The organism is Pannonibacter sp. SL95 (genome assembly GCF_026672425.1).
GTDB lineage: Bacteria > Pseudomonadota > Alphaproteobacteria > Rhizobiales > Stappiaceae > Pannonibacter.
The window spans coordinates 794,531-808,641 of sequence record NZ_JAPPRC010000006.1 but is presented as its reverse complement, the minus strand read 5'-3'; the positions used below and the strand labels follow the sequence as shown (position 1 = coordinate 808,641).

General features: G+C 63.5%; 14 protein-coding genes. 8 read left to right on the top strand and 6 right to left on the bottom strand.

Features of this window, described 5'->3' with window-relative positions:
* Positions 1-78 precede the first annotated feature (78 nt).
* Positions 79-711 (top strand): class I SAM-dependent methyltransferase, encoded by a 633-nt coding sequence (locus tag OVA12_RS20770; RefSeq protein WP_268140552.1) that lies wholly within the window; start codon positions 79-81, stop codon positions 709-711.
* Between the two features lie 106 nt (positions 712-817).
* Here OVA12_RS20770 and OVA12_RS20765 read toward each other — a convergent pair whose 3' ends face one another.
* On the bottom strand, positions 818-1,522 hold the full coding sequence (locus tag OVA12_RS20765) for a ParA family protein (protein WP_268140551.1): 705 nt from the start codon (positions 1,520-1,522) through the stop codon (positions 818-820).
* 352 nt (positions 1,523-1,874) lie between these two features.
* Between OVA12_RS20765 and OVA12_RS20760 the strand changes: the two genes are divergently transcribed.
* Positions 1,875-2,780, top strand: coding sequence for an alpha/beta hydrolase (locus OVA12_RS20760; RefSeq protein WP_268140550.1), 906 nt, complete (start codon positions 1,875-1,877; stop codon positions 2,778-2,780).
* Positions 2,781-2,847: 67 nt separating this feature from the next.
* Here the strand turns inward: OVA12_RS20760 and OVA12_RS20755 are convergent, their stop codons facing one another.
* The 4 genes from OVA12_RS20755 to OVA12_RS20740 all read right to left on the bottom strand — a co-directional run bounded on the left by OVA12_RS20755 (position 2,848) and on the right by OVA12_RS20740 (position 6,869).
* The gene (locus tag OVA12_RS20755) at positions 2,848-3,909 is read right to left on the bottom strand and encodes an ABC transporter ATP-binding protein (RefSeq protein ID WP_268140549.1); all 1,062 of its coding nucleotides are present in this window, start codon (positions 3,907-3,909) and stop codon (positions 2,848-2,850) included.
* The gene (locus OVA12_RS20750) at positions 3,909-4,691 is read right to left on the bottom strand and encodes an ABC transporter permease (protein ID WP_268140548.1); all 783 of its coding nucleotides are present in this window, start codon (positions 4,689-4,691) and stop codon (positions 3,909-3,911) included. Before OVA12_RS20750 ends, OVA12_RS20755 begins: the two co-directional genes overlap by 1 nt.
* A complete protein-coding gene (locus OVA12_RS20745; protein WP_268140547.1) occupies positions 4,688-5,560 on the bottom strand; it encodes an ABC transporter permease in 873 nt (290 codons plus the stop codon). The genes OVA12_RS20750 and OVA12_RS20745 overlap by 4 nt, the downstream gene beginning before the upstream one ends.
* Positions 5,561-5,765: 205 nt before the next feature.
* Entirely contained in the window at positions 5,766-6,869 is a 1,104-nt protein-coding gene (locus tag OVA12_RS20740; protein WP_268140546.1) for an ABC transporter substrate-binding protein, read from the bottom strand.
* Between the two features lie 490 nt (positions 6,870-7,359).
* Between OVA12_RS20740 and OVA12_RS20735 the strand changes: the two genes are divergently transcribed.
* The 3 genes from OVA12_RS20735 (at position 7,360) to OVA12_RS20725 (ending at position 10,908) form a co-directional block, all read left to right on the top strand.
* Positions 7,360-8,496 (top strand): TIGR03364 family FAD-dependent oxidoreductase, encoded by a 1,137-nt coding sequence (locus tag OVA12_RS20735; RefSeq protein ID WP_268140545.1) that lies wholly within the window; start codon positions 7,360-7,362, stop codon positions 8,494-8,496.
* Positions 8,493-9,278: a phosphonoacetaldehyde hydrolase gene (phnX, locus tag OVA12_RS20730; RefSeq protein ID WP_268140544.1), complete on the top strand. Its 786-nt coding sequence runs from the start codon at positions 8,493-8,495 to the stop codon at positions 9,276-9,278. Before OVA12_RS20735 ends, phnX begins: the two co-directional genes overlap by 4 nt.
* 97 nt (positions 9,279-9,375) lie before the next feature.
* Positions 9,376-10,908: an alkaline phosphatase family protein gene (locus tag OVA12_RS20725; RefSeq protein ID WP_268140543.1), complete on the top strand. Its 1,533-nt coding sequence runs from the start codon at positions 9,376-9,378 to the stop codon at positions 10,906-10,908.
* Here the strand turns inward: OVA12_RS20725 and OVA12_RS20720 are convergent.
* On the bottom strand, positions 10,854-11,165 hold the full coding sequence (locus tag OVA12_RS20720) for a hypothetical protein (protein ID WP_268140542.1): 312 nt from the start codon (positions 11,163-11,165) through the stop codon (positions 10,854-10,856). The two genes, OVA12_RS20725 and OVA12_RS20720, sit on opposite strands and share 55 nt — an antisense overlap.
* Here OVA12_RS20720 and OVA12_RS20715 point away from each other — a divergent pair.
* From OVA12_RS20715 to OVA12_RS20705, 3 genes are all read left to right on the top strand, one after another.
* Positions 11,164-12,174, top strand: coding sequence for an ABC transporter substrate-binding protein (locus tag OVA12_RS20715; RefSeq protein WP_268140541.1), 1,011 nt, complete (start codon positions 11,164-11,166; stop codon positions 12,172-12,174). The genes OVA12_RS20720 and OVA12_RS20715 overlap by 2 nt on opposite strands.
* Positions 12,175-12,260: 86 nt before the next feature.
* A complete protein-coding gene (locus tag OVA12_RS20710) occupies positions 12,261-13,052 on the top strand; it encodes an ABC transporter ATP-binding protein (RefSeq protein ID WP_268140540.1) in 792 nt (263 codons plus the stop codon).
* A complete protein-coding gene (locus OVA12_RS20705) occupies positions 13,049-13,816 on the top strand; it encodes an ABC transporter permease (protein WP_268140539.1) in 768 nt (255 codons plus the stop codon). Before OVA12_RS20710 ends, OVA12_RS20705 begins: the two co-directional genes overlap by 4 nt.
* Positions 13,817-14,111: the final 295 nt, after the last annotated feature.

Here is a 14,111-nt window from a genome sequence, read left to right as displayed (position 1 = left end):
TCTCTACGAGATTACGCAATTCCAAAATTTTTTGCATAACGGTACTGAAGAGCCAAGCAATGACCGCAAGGAAGACGCATGCACAGGGACGCAGCGTTCTGGGATCAGATCGCCGAGAAATACGCCCGTGACCCGATCAAGGACATGGCGTCCTACGAGTACACGCTGGAACGCACCCGCAGCTATCTGACCTCGCACTGCAGCGTGCTCGAGGTTGGATGCGGCACGGGATCAACCGCATTGGAGCTGGCATCCTCGACCGGGAAAATTGTTGGAACAGACGTGTCGTCGGCCATGATCGGCATTGCGCGCGCCAAGCTGAATGCGCCCGATGCGCCGCGCAATGTCAGCTTCGAGATCGCGCCGCTGTCACCCGGGACATTGCCCACCGGATCCTTTGATGCGGTGACAGCCTTCAACGTCCTGCATCTGGTCCGGGATCTCGACCAGGCGCTGGCCGCCATCGCCGATCGGGTTCGTCCGGGAGGTCTCTTCATCTCGAAGACCGTCTGTCTGGCCGACTCGCCCTTCCTTCTGCTCAAGCCCGTCTTCGGGCTGATGAAGCGGATGGGCAAGGCCCCGCATGTCCTGTTCCTGTCGCAGAAAACGCTGCAGGAGCGGATCCGGTCGCACGGATTCCACATTCTGGAGGCCGGAAACTTCCCGAAGAAACCACCGCGCAATTTCGTCGTCGCCCGCCGCATGGACTGATGTCCCTACCCGCAGTCCATGCGACACGCCCCGTGGGGTCCGACGAAACGAAGCGAGGCCCGGCCTGCCCCGGCCGGGCCTCGTTTTCATTCCATGACGATCCGGTTCAGGACGCCTTCTTGAACCAGTCGTACCAGCGCCGTGCCTGACGCACCTGCGCCCGCTCCAGCACTTCAGCTGCAAACATCGCCGCGTTCTCGCGCGCCTTGTCCAGATTGGTCACGGTGCGCGGATCCAGGTTGGCCAGTCCGCCGCCGAATTCGAACATGTCGCGATAGGCTGCGCGCTCGATGATCGGGGTCAGCAGCACATCGATGCCGCTGATCGCCAGATGATCCTGCACGGCCTTGAGCGCCCGGGTGGTCACGGCCGCATTGGTGCGGGTCAGGACCACGCAATGGCGGATCTCGTGCTTGACGATTTCTTCCAGTTTGCTGATCAGGCGCAGGATCTTGGCACCGCCCCTTGCATCCATCGACGAGCCCTGGATCGGGACCACGACCAGGTCGGACACCGAGATCGCATTGGCGACCATCAGGTTCTCCGTACCCTCCAGATCAACGATGACATAGTCGCGTTCCTGGGCAGCTTCCAGAACCTGTTCGGTGATCGTGGCCGGCGACAGCTGGCTCTGCACGATGATGTTGGGATGACGGCCAGGCAGCTCGGACCAGTTGGAAATCCAGCGCTGCGGATCGGCGTCGAAGATGGTGACGGTTTTCCCCCGTTCGGCGACTTCTGTCGCCAGGAGCAGCGCCGCAGTGGTTTTGCCGGCACCACCTTTGGCGTTTGCGAAGGAAATTACGGGCATCGGTGCGTCTCCTAGATCGGAAGCCGGTGGCCTTCTGCTGGCAGCTTCGCGTCTTCAGAGTTTCAATAGTTCATGGTTAACAAATCGATAACTGATGCCATTTTGCATTTACCTGTAATAATTTGCGAGCAAGACCCGGGCGAAATGCTGCAATCTGGCGGCAGAACTGACAGGGTTTCCAAGGGGTTTTTCCACAGGCTGCCGAAACGGCATTCCCTGAGGCGTTAACACCTGACATCGAGGCGGCAACACTGCCTTCCGGAGCGCGACGAACAGCAGACCGTTTGCGCCCCTCCGCAGGCTTGGGTATGTCTGGTGCAGTTGCCGGAATCAGGCTCACAGGGACACTCTCATGTCATCTCACCTTACCGCCGGCCTGCGCAGTGCCTTTGCTGGCCTGACCGCGCTTGCCATGCTGGCCGCCCCGGCCATGGCCCAGAGCCTGCCATCCTACAAGGACGACTTGTTCGGCTATCCCCGCCTCATCTCCAGCAATGAGGACGGCAGCTACGAAGTCGTCGAGTACATCAAGGCGCGCGACCTGCACCAGCGCGACAAGGAGCCTGAGCGCGAGGTCTGGGGCAACTACGTCTCGTTCCATCCGACGTCGAGCCAGGAAGACCTTGAGCTGAAGGCCAATGGCCGTGCGGTCAAATACATGGCTGCCGGTCAGACCGAGGGCGGCGCGGCGATGATCGTGATCTATGTCCACGGTCAGGGCGGCAACCGCTTTCAGGGCATGAACGACCTCACGTTCGGCGGCAACTTCAACCGCATCAAGAACCTGATGTCGCGCAACAACGGCCTCTATATCTCCGCAGGCTTTGCCGACTTCGGTGCCAAAGGCACGGAAGACGTTGCCGCGATCATTGACGCCTATCAGGCCCGCTCGCCGCGGGCCAAGACCTTCGTCGCCTGCGGCTCGATGGGCAGCATTCTGTGCTGGAACTTGCTGAAGGACCCGGCTCAGGCCCGCAAGCTGTCGGGTGTGCTGCTGTTCGGCGCCTCGAAGGACGACGCCTTCCTGAAGTCTGCGACCTTGCGCAAGGCGGAGAACCACGTGCCGCTCTACATGGGCCATGGCAGCTGGGACAATGTCTATGACTGGCAGCAGCAGTTGGCGTTCTTCGAGCAGATCCGCAAGGCTTCGCCCACCTATCCGGTCCGCTTCACCCTGTTCGACACCGGCACCCACGGCACGCCGATCCGCATGACGGACTGGCGCCTGATCCTCAACTGGATGCTGTCACGGGGCTAAACCGTCCGGTTTGCAAGAAACGCCGGCCAAGGGGCCGGCGTTGTCGTTTGAGCCTATGCGGATGTCCTCATCCCTGCAGGACGATCAGGTCCTTGGGCGACAGGGCCACTTCGATGGCCGCGCCAACGGCAGGTGGGGGCATATCCGAGCGGTTGAACGTGTCGAGCGAAAGCGTGCTGCCGGCAACGGCAACCTTGAGACGGATGACCGAGCCCATGAAATGCACGTCCTCGATGCTGCCCGGCAGCACGATGTCACCGTCCGAGCGCCGGCCGAGCTGCACGGCTTCGGGGCGCAGCGCCACCGTCACGCTTTCCCCCGCCTTGGCTTGCAGCCCGCCTTCCGGCAGCGCGACATCGACGCCCGCCAGCGTCAGCGTGCCAGCGTCTGCGTTGCGGACCGTTGCCTCGAATGTGTTCAGGGTCCCGACGAAATTGGCCACGAACCGGGTTTGCGGCCGATTGTAGATCTCGTGCGGCGCGCCGACCTGCTCCGCCACGCCGCCGTACATGACGACGATCCGGTCAGACATCGACAGCGCCTCTTCCTGGTCATGCGTCACGAAGATCGTGGTGATGCCCAGCTCGCGCTGGATCTCCCGGATTTCGGTGCGCAGGCTGACGCGAATCTTGGCATCCAGCGCCGACAGCGGCTCGTCGAGCAGAAGCACGCGCGGGCGCGGGGCGAGCGCACGGGCGAGCGCCACACGCTGCTGCTGGCCGCCCGAGAGCTGGAACGGATAGCGGCCACCGAGATCCGGCAGGCCGATCAGCTTCAGCATCTCGTTGACGCGCGCATCGGTCTCGGCCCGGCCGATACCCTTGATCTTGAGACCGAAGGCAACGTTCTGCGCCACCGTCATGTTGGGGAACAGCGCATAGGCCTGGAACACCATGCCGATGTTGCGGCTGTTCGGCTTCAGCCGCGTGACGTCCTGACCGTCGATGACGATCGATCCGGCCGTCGGCGTCTCGAAGCCAGCGACCATGCGCAGCACGGTGGTCTTGCCGCAGCCGGAGGGACCCAGCAGCGAGATGAATTCGCCGCGGCCGACCGAAAGGTTGAAGTCCTGCACGACGGTGGTCGGGCCAAAGGACTTCTTGAGGTTTTTCAGCTCCAGATAAGCCATCAGCGTTGTGCCTGTGTGTGTTTGGAGAAGCGGGTAGCAAGCTGGATCAGGGCCATGCAGGCCCAGGTGATGCCAAAGGCAATCACCGCCAGCGCCGCCGGTTCATAAGCGCGGTTCGCGCCGAGCAATTGCATGAAGGGTCCGAAGGCCGGCCGGTCGAGCAGCGCCGCCATGGTGAACTCGCCGATCACGATGGCGAAGGTCAGGAAGGCACCGGAGAGCACCGCCACCAGCACATTCGGCAGGATGACTCGCGTCAGGATCGTGAACCAGCCAGCGCCAAGGCTCAGCGCCGCTTCAGTCAGGGTGGCCACGTCGATGGTCCGCAGACCTGTATCCACTGCCCGGTACATGTAAGGCAGCGACAACGTCATGTAGCCGAACATCAGCAGGATGTTGGTGCCGGTGTAGGAGCCGGTCAGCGGCAGCCAGGACGAGGTGTTGTACAGCCGGATATAGCCGAACACGATGACGATGGCCGGAATGACCAGCGGCAGCAGCGTGATGAACTCGATCCAGGGCCGCGCCGACGGCAGGCGCAGGCGCACCCAATAGGCGGTAGGCACCACGAGCAGCATGCCGAAGACGATCGTCGCCAGCGCCATCAGCACCGAATAGGAAAAGGTCTGCTGGAACCGCTCGTCCAGAAGCACGACGCGATAGGCCTCAAAGGAGTAGCCCTCGCGCAGCATGCGCATGGAGAACTCGGTCATGCCGATCAGCGGCAGGGCGAAGAAGGTGCAACCGAAAAGAAGGGTGCCCCAGGCAAGGAAACGGGTCACTTGAGCCACCTTTCACTGCGCACCCGCAGCCAGATATAGAGACCATTGGCAAGCGCCGTGATCACGATCATCCCGAAGGCGAGCGCATAGCCGAGATGCGGATTGCCGAGCACGTCGCCGCGGATCTGGGCAAACAGCTTGATCGGCACGATGTTGAGCTGCGGTCCGGTCAGGGCGAAGGCCGTGGCGATGGCGCCGAAGGAATTGGCAAACAGCAGTGCAAAGGTGCCGAGCAGCGCCGGAAACAGGATCGGCAAGGCCACCAGGCGCCAGTATTGCGAGGCCGTTGCGCCGAGGATCTCGGCCGCCTCGCGCCATTCGCGCTTCAGACCGTCGAGCGCCGGGGCAATCATCAGGATCATCAGCGGGATCTGGAAGAACAGATACACCACCACCAGTCCCCAGAAGGACAGGAGGTTGAAACCCATGGCACGCAGGTTGATGCCGAACTCGTTGCGCAGCCAGATGGTCACCAGACCGACCGGACCGAGCGTTGCCAGAAAGGCGAAGGCCAGCGGCACGCCTGCGAAGTTGGAGGCAACGCCGGAGAAGGTCATCAGACCACCCCGGATCTTGCCCGGCAGCTTGCCGAAAATCACCGCAGCCGCCATGGCGAAACCAACAAGGCAACCCAGTGTTGCAGTCACCAGACTCAACTGGATCGAAACCCAGTAGGACGACAAAATGGACTCAGTGTTGAGGCCATAGATGTTATCCAGAGTAAAGGCACCCTCCGGCGTCTGGAACGCGCCGACCACGATCTTCATCGTCGGGAGGATTAGGAATAAAAGCGCAAACAGCGCAAATGGCAGCAGCCCCAACCAGTTCAGGTTGAGACGGCTGAGCGGACCCGGTCTGGGTTCTGGCATCGGGCGAAGCCCCTCTCGTCCGGTGGCCGGTCACGGTCACATCCGCCCCTGGATGGCCGCCCGGTCTTGTCTTGTGGCCGCTGGAACGGCTTCTGTTTTGCCTCCGGCAACGGCCGGACGCAGATCTTGTTGCGGGCGGACTGTGCCCGCGAGCCGGGCAAGAAGAGCCGGGGGAGTGCCCCGGCCCTTCTCACGGTTCAGACGCTTACTTGACGTTCGCGCCGACAACCTTGTCCCAACCGGAAACAACGGCTTCCTTGTTGGCGTTCTGCTCTTCGATCGTCGGGAAGTAAGCCTTCTCGTACGGGCCGGCCGGCGGCAGAGCCTTCAGCAGCTCGTCCGGGATCTTGCCATCGGCGACCATCTTGTTGAAGCGCGCGGTGTGGCAATAGCCCTTGACGTAGCCGTTCTGGCCTTCGTCAGAGAAGATGTGCTCCATCCAGAGCTTGGCAGCGTTCGGATGCGGTGCGTAGGCGCTGATGGCCTGGACGTAGACGCCAGCCAGGGTGCCCTTGGTCGGCACGGTCACTTCCACCGGCGGGTTGCCCTTCAGGCTGTCGCGAGCGGACAGGGCGTTGTAGTCCCACATCACCATGATCGGGGTGGTGCCCTGAGCGAGCGTGCCAGCCTTGGCGATGACCGGGACGAAGTTGCCCTTGTCGTTCAGTTCCTTGAAGAACTGCAGGCCAGCATAGCCAGACTCGGTGCCAGCCTTGCCGCCGCGGGCCATGCCAGCGGACAGGATGCCGAGGATCGCCTGGTTGGAAGCGCGCGGGTCACCGGCAAGGGCGACCTGGCCAGCGTATTCCGGCTTCAGCAGGTCTTCCCACTCCTTCGGCGGGTTCTGCACCAGATCCTTGTTGGAAACGAAGGACATCACGCCGTAGTAGGCACCGTAGTAATAGCCTTCGGCATCCTTGACGCCATCAGGGATCTGATCCCAAACAGACACCTTGTACGGCTGGATCAGGCCTTCGCCCTTGGCCTGCGGACCGAAGGAGAGACCCACGTCCACCACATCCGGTGCCTGCGGGCCCGAGTTGCCCTTGTTGGCGCGCACGGCTTCGAGTTCATCCGCCGAACCTGCATCCGGGTTCAGTTCGTTCACGGTCAGGAACGGGTACTTCTTCTTGAAGGACTCGATGATGCCGCCGTAGCCGCACCAGTCATGCGGCAGGGCGATGGTGGTGAGCATGCCTTCCTTCTTGGCGCCTTCGATGATTTCTTCCATCGACTGAGCGGAAGCGGCGGTGGCGCTGAACAGGACAGCGAGACTCGTGGTCGCCGCCAGAATCGTCTTGATGCTCATGCACTTCTCCTGAGTTACCCGATACAGAAAGGATCGGTTCCTGGTAAAATTCCCACATGCCGCCGTTTGAGCAGCAGCACGGCCTCCCGGAATTTCGGCAGCCACTTCTGGCCAGCCGGGCGATCCGGATCCCTTGACGGCTCTTGGCCCTGAACCACGATCGGCGTTAGGCTGCCGAACCAGCGGTCCTGACCAGTCCGGGCTGCGGAGACGGCCCTCGGCGCGCATGGCAAGTGAAGCACATGATTGACACCTCAAATCCCCTGGAAGCGCTCGCGGGCATGACCCCGGCCAGTCCCTGACCTGCGCCATTACCCGACACCGATGACACTTCGGTTTCTTTTTTATGACAGTTTGATGAAGGCTCGCCTTCCTGAAAAATACCATCGGATAAACGTCATAATAACGTCAACCTGCGTCACGCATAGACATTATGCGCTGCAATTGTGACAGCGAAGTGTGACAGGTTACCCTCCCGTAAGGACACCCCTTGACTCAATATGATGTTGCCATTGTAGGCGGTGGAATCGTTGGCCTCGGCCACGCGCTGGCCGCCGTTCGCCGGGGCAAATCCGTCGTCGTGATTGATCGCGATGCCCAGGCCAACGGAGCCTCGATTCGAAATTTCGGCTTTGTGACCGTCTCTGGCCAGGAAGCGGGCGACTGCTGGACGCTGGCGCGCCGCGCGCGCGACATCTGGGCCGAGGTGGCCGAGGCGGCCCGCATCCCGGTGCTGCAGCGGGGCATGGTGATGACCGCACGCCGGCCTGAAGCCGAAGCGGTGATCGACGCCTTCCTGGCGACCGACATGGCAGCCGGCTGCCGACGTCTCACGCTGGACGAAGCCGCAGGCCTTGTTCCGGCGCTGCGCCGTGACCAGATCACCGGCGCGCTGTATTCGCCGCATGAACTCAGGGTCGAGAGCCGCGAAGCCCTGCCCCGGCTCGCCGCTTGGCTTGCCGAGGTTCATGGCGTGACCTTCCTCTGGTCGACCGCTGTCACCGGCATCGACACCCCAAGTCTGGAGACGTCGCGCGGTCCGATCTCGGCCGAGACGGTCATTGTCTGTCCGGGAGATGATTTCACGTCGCTCTATCAGGACCGGATCAGCACATACCAGCCGGTTCGCTGCAAGCTGCAGATGCTGCGCGTCGCGCCGGCACGGCCCGTCGCCCTCCAGACCCCGGTCATGTCCGATCTCGGTCTCGCCCGCTACAAGGGCTATGCCGACCTGCCGGAGGCCGCCGCCCTCAAGGCGCGGCTCGACGCTGAACAGTCGGCGCATCGCGCCAATGGCGTGCATCTGATCGTGGTGCAGTCCGCCGATGGCTCGCTTGTGGTCGGCGACAGCCACCACTACGCGCCGACACCCGATCCCTTCGCCCCCGTCGACGTCCGCGACCTGATCCTCGACGAGATGGACCAGGTGCTGGATTTGCCCGGCCGTACCATCCAGGAACACTGGATCGGCACCTATGCGAGCGCCGATGACCGCTGGCGCTTTACGGACGCGCCGGATGACGCCACCCGCATCGTCGTCGTCACCGCCGGCTGCGGCGCCTCTACTGCCTTCGCCATCGGCGAGGAAACCATCGCTTCCCTTTTCGGACAGGAAATCACCGCATGAGCAAGTTCAAGGCAGTCGTGTTCGACTGGGCCGGCACCGTCATCGACTTCGGCTCCTTCGCCCCGATGGGCGTCTTCGTCAAGGCCTTCGCCCGCTTCGGCGTCGAGGCGACCATTGCCGAGGCCCGCGCACCGATGGGCATGGCCAAGTGGGATCACATCAAGTCAATGATGACGGCTCCCGCCCTCGCCGAGCGCTGGAAGGCCACGCATGGGGCCTACCCGACCGACGCCGACGTCGACCGGGTCTACGAAGTCTTCGTGCCGATGAACGAGGAAGTCGTGGCCGAGTTCGCCACGCTGGTCCCCGGCGCGAGGGAGGCCATCGACAGCCTGCGCGCACGCGGCCTGAAGATCGGCTCCACCACCGGCTACACCCGCTCGATCATGAACCGGGTGCTGCCGGTCGCCGCCGCCCAGGGCTATGCGCCGGACAATCTCATCTGCGCTGACGAGGTCAAGGAAGGCCGCCCGAGCCCGCTCGGCATGTACCAGTGCTTCATTGATCTCGGCGTGCATCCGGCCGCGGCCGTGATCAAGGTCGACGACACCGAGCCGGGCATCGGCGAAGGCGTTGCGGCGGGCTGCCTTACCGTCGGAGTCACCCTGTCGGGCAACATCGCCGGCCGCACGCCGGAAGAACTGGCGGCGCTTTCGCCGGCCGAGATCGATGCCATCCGGGCCGAGGCCGGGGCGCGTCTCAAGGCCGCCGGTGCCGATTATCTCATTGACACGGTGGCCGATCTTCCGGCCTTGATCGAACGTCTCGAAGCCGGCATGTAACCTTTAGGCGCAGTCACGGCCAACCAGCACGACCGGCCCTTCGAGGAACTTCAGGGCGTGATGCAGCCGCATCGCGCCCTGGCACAAAGGGACGGAAATGAAGCCGAATGTTCTCCTGATCACCGCCGACCAGTGGCGCGGCGCGGCCCTTGGTTGTGCCGGTCACGGTGAAGTCAAGACGCCGAACGTGGATGCCCTTGCCCGCGAGGGCGTGCTGTTCCGCCAGCATTTCGCCGGCGCTGCCCCCTGTTCGCCGGCGCGTGCGTGCCTCTACACCGGCCTTGCCCAGATGAACAACCGGGTGACCCGCAATGGCACCCCGATGGACGATCGGCTCGACAACATTGCCCGGCTCGCCCGCCGCGCCGGCTATGACCCGACCCTGTTCGGCTACACCGACGTCTCACCCGATCCGCGTACCCGGGACAGCCAAGATCCCGACCTGACCACTTATGAGGGGGTGCTGCCGGGCTTCACGACCCGCGTGCTGCTGCCCGAGCACGAGAAGGCCTGGCTGTCCTGGCTGCGCGAGCGCGGCCACCGGATTGACGATCCGTCGACGATCCATGTCCCGGTCGGCCATGCGCCGGGCACCGTCACCCGCGATGCCCCCGTCTATAGCGCCGACGAGACCCAGACCGCCTTCCTCACGGGAGAGTTCCTGCGCTGGCTGTCGGAGCGTGAGGGCGAGCGGCCGTGGTTTGCCCATATTTCGTTCCTGCGCCCGCACCCGCCCTTCGTGGTGCCGGCCCCCTACAACACCATGTACGAGGCGCGCACTGATGGCTTCCTGCGGCCCGGCACCCGTGCGGAACAGGCAGATGTCCATCCTTATGTTGCCGCTGAACTTGCCCGCGTCGGGGCCGGACATTTCCTCGCCGGTGCGAGCGGCGGCACCGAGCAGTGGTCGGCGGAGGATCACGGTCTCATCCGCGCCATCTATCACGGCATGATCAGCGAGGTGGATGCCCAGCTTGGCCGTCTGTTCGACGGGCTGAAGGCTGCAGGCAGCTTTGACAACACGCTGATCATCTTCACCTCCGACCATGCCGAGCTGATGGGTGACCACTGGGGCTTCGGCAAGGGCGGCTTCTACGACCAGAGCTATCATATCCCGCTGGTGGTCAAGCTGCCCGGTGCCGACGGGGCACGGGGTGAGACCGTGACCGCCTTTACCAGCGCCTGTGACATCTTCCCGACGCTGGCTGATTATCTCGGCGTGACCCCGCAGACCGGCCCTGACGGCCAGTCCCTGCGCCCCTTCCTTGAGGCGCGCGCGCCAGCGCGCTGGCGTGATGCGGTCGTGTGGGAGTTCGACTTCCGTGATATCAAGTCCGGCCGGCAGGAGACCCATTTTGGCCTGCCGTCGCGTGCGCTGTCGCTGGCAGTCCTGCGCGATGATCAGTTCAAGTACGTCCATTTCGCTGGTGGTTTGCCACCTCTGCTGTTCGACATGGTCAATGACCCGGGCGAACTCAGGAACTTTGCGGAAGACCCTGCCTGGCAGGCCGTTCGGCTGGCCTGCGCCGAGCGCCTGCTGGACTGGCGCACGCAGCACCTCGACCAGACGCTCGCCTACACCGAACTGACCGCATCGGGACCTGTCTCACGGCCCTTCAGCGACGATTGATCCGGTTCCCAGCCCCTGCCCTGCACGAATTTTTCGCGCCCCGCAGGGGCGCGATCGTCGGCAAGCCACCCCGTTTCGACCAGAACTGCTTGGCGCCGTTCCTCCAACGCCTTGGTTTCTTTTATCTTTTGGCGCGCTGTGTGCAACGCATGCAGTGCACTGCACAATAATTGCGCAGCAATTTTTCCTGCTTGCCGGTTGTGCAGATCAGCGTCACTCTGCTGTGAAACCTCATAAAAACCAGAGGGGAACAGCATGCGGCGTCTTTTTGGACTGGCGATGGGCCTGGCGCTTTCGGCGTCATCGGCCTTTGCTGCCACTGAAATCAAGTTCACACTCGACTGGAAGTTCGAGGGCCCTGCTGCCCCGTTCTTCATCGCGCTCGACAAGGGCTACTTTGCAGCCGAAGGGCTGGAGGTGACCATCGACACCGGCGCCGGCTCGCGCGAGTCGATCCCGCGCGTGGCAACCGGCGCCTACCAGATGGGCTTCGGCGACATCAATTCGCTGATCCAGCTGATGGACAAGCAGCCCGACCTCAAGGTCAAGGCGGTGATGATGGCCTATGAGCGGCCGCCGATCGCCGTCATCGGGCGCAAGAGCCTTGGCATCACCGACGATCCGAAGTCGCTGGAAGGCAAGAAGCTCGGCGCGCCTCCCCCGGATGCCGCCTTCGGCCAGTGGCCGGCCTTTGCCAAGGTCGCCGGTCTCGACACCTCGAAGATCACCATCGAAAACGTCGGCTTCCCCGTGCGCGAGCCGATGCTCGCCCAGGGCCAGGTCGATGCGATCTTCGGCTTCTCCTTCTCCTCGGTGATCAACCTCAAGGCACAGGGAGTGCCGGAGGATGACATCGCGTTGATCATGATGGCCGAGAAGGGTCTCGACCTCTACGGCAACGTCGTCATGGTCAATACCGACTTCGCCGCCGCCAACCCGGAGGCCGTCAAGGGCTTCGTCAAGGCGCTCACCAAGGGCTATCTCGACGCGATTGCCGATCCGGTAGCCGCCGTCCCGCATGTGATGAAGCGCAACGAGGTGTTGAACGAGGCCGTCGAGATCGAACGCCTCAAGATGGCGGTCGCCCAGTCCATCGCCACCCCAGCGGTGAAGGCCAACGGCTTCGGCGGCGTCGACATGGCCAAGCTCTCCAAGTCGATGGAATACCTCCAGACCTCGATGGGTGTCAGCGCCACGCCGCCAGCCGCCGAGAAGGTGTTCGATCCGGCCTATCTGCCGCCGGCCGCCGAGCGCGCCGTTAAGTAACCGGTTCATGACTTCCTACCCTCCCGGAGTGCCGAAGGGCGCCGGGAGGGGCTTTTTGAGTTCAAGAAGATCCGACCGGAGGGGCAGTGACCGGATTTGTCGATTTGCGCGGCGTGCGGCTTACCTATGGCGGCACGGCTGACGGAACCCTCGCCCTCGATGGCCTGACGATGGCCGTCAACAAGGGCGAATTTGCTGCCGTGGTCGGCCCGTCCGGCTGTGGCAAGTCCACCCTGATGAAGCTGGCGACAGGGCTGATGCGCCCCCAGGCCGGCACGGTCGAGGTGGCGGGCAAGGAAGTGGCCGGCCCGGTGTCGATCGCCGGCATGGCGTTCCAGAACCCCTCCATGCTGCCCTGGCGCACGACGCTCGACAACGTCATGCTGCCGCTTGAGATCGTTCAGCCGCATCGCAGCCGTCTGAAGCGCGAGCGCGCGGCCTATCTGAAGAAGGCGGAAGACCTTCTCGCCCTGGTCGGGCTCAAGGGCTTCGGTCAGAAGTTTCCCTGGCAGCTCTCCGGCGGCATGCAGCAGCGCGCCAATCTCTGCCGCGCCCTGGTGCATGACCCGGCCCTCCTGATGCTGGACGAGCCCTTCGGCGCGCTCGATGCCTTCACCCGCGAGGAACTGTGGCAAGTCATGCGGGATCTGCATGCGGAGAAGGGCTTCACCACCATCCTCGTCACCCATGACCTGCGCGAAGCCGTCTATCTCGCCGACCGCATCTTCGTCATGAGCGCCCGGCCCGGCAAGGTGATCATGGAACGGCACATCGACTTCCCCCGTCCGCGCCCGATCGACCTGACCTATGAAGCGGGCTTCAACGACATCGTGCACGAGCTGCGCGGATACATTGCCGAAGCGAGGGCTGCCGCATGAATGACCGCTGGATCAAGGCTGCCCCGTTCCTGTGGACCATCGGCCTCTTCGCGGTCTGGGAGTTGGCCGTCGCCGCCCTCAAGCTGCCGGTCTACATCCTGCCGGCCCCGTCCGATATCGCCGTTGCGATCTACCAATATTGGCCGGCGATCTGGAAGAACGCCCTGCAGACGCTTTTCACCACCGTCCTCGGCTTTGCCATAGCGGTCGTCGGCGGCCTGCTGCTGGGTCTGGCCGTCGGCTGGAGCCGCGCCATCTACGCCGGGCTCTATCCGCTGATGATTGGCTTCAACTCGGTCCCGAAGGTGGCCGTGGTGCCGATCCTCGTCATCTGGTTCGGCATTGGCACCATTCCCGCCGTGCTTACCGCTTTCCTGATCGCCTTCTTCCCCATCGTCGTCAACGTGGCCACCGGCCTTGCCACCATCGAGCCGGAAATGGAGGACGTGCTGCGGGCGCTGGGGGCCAGGAAGCTCGACATCATGCTCAAGGTCGGCATTCCCCGCTCGATGCCCTATTTCTTCGGCTCGCTGAAGATCGCCATCACGCTTGCCTTTGTCGGCTCGGTGATCTCCGAGAACGTTGCCGCCAACTCCGGCCTCGGTCACATGATGCTGGCGGCACAGTCGCAGTTCAACGTGCCGCTGGTCTGGGCCGGCCTCGTTGCCCTCGCGGTCCTCGGCATCGTCATGTACGCGCTGATGGCACTCCTGGAAATGCGCATGACCGGCTGGGCCCACCGCTCCGGCCAGAACCGGGCGTAAGACCGCCTCAGTCCAGAACTGAGGCAAGCCCCTTGCGGCCGTGCAATCCTCATGAGCGGTCAGACGGTGTTGAGGCCTCGCAGCCCCCCTCCCCCTCGTGGGGAGGGGTAAGGGGTGGGGGGCACGGGAGGCCGTTAGATCACAAGGCATCCGAACTGCGCCTTGTCAGGAACGTCTATAACTTGGGTTTACGTCGGTTCCCCCCACCCCCAAGCCCCTCCCCACGAGGGGGAGGGGAGCGGAGAGTCTGCGACAAGGTTGAACTGTCTGAGCCCAGTCCTTCACATCGAACCGA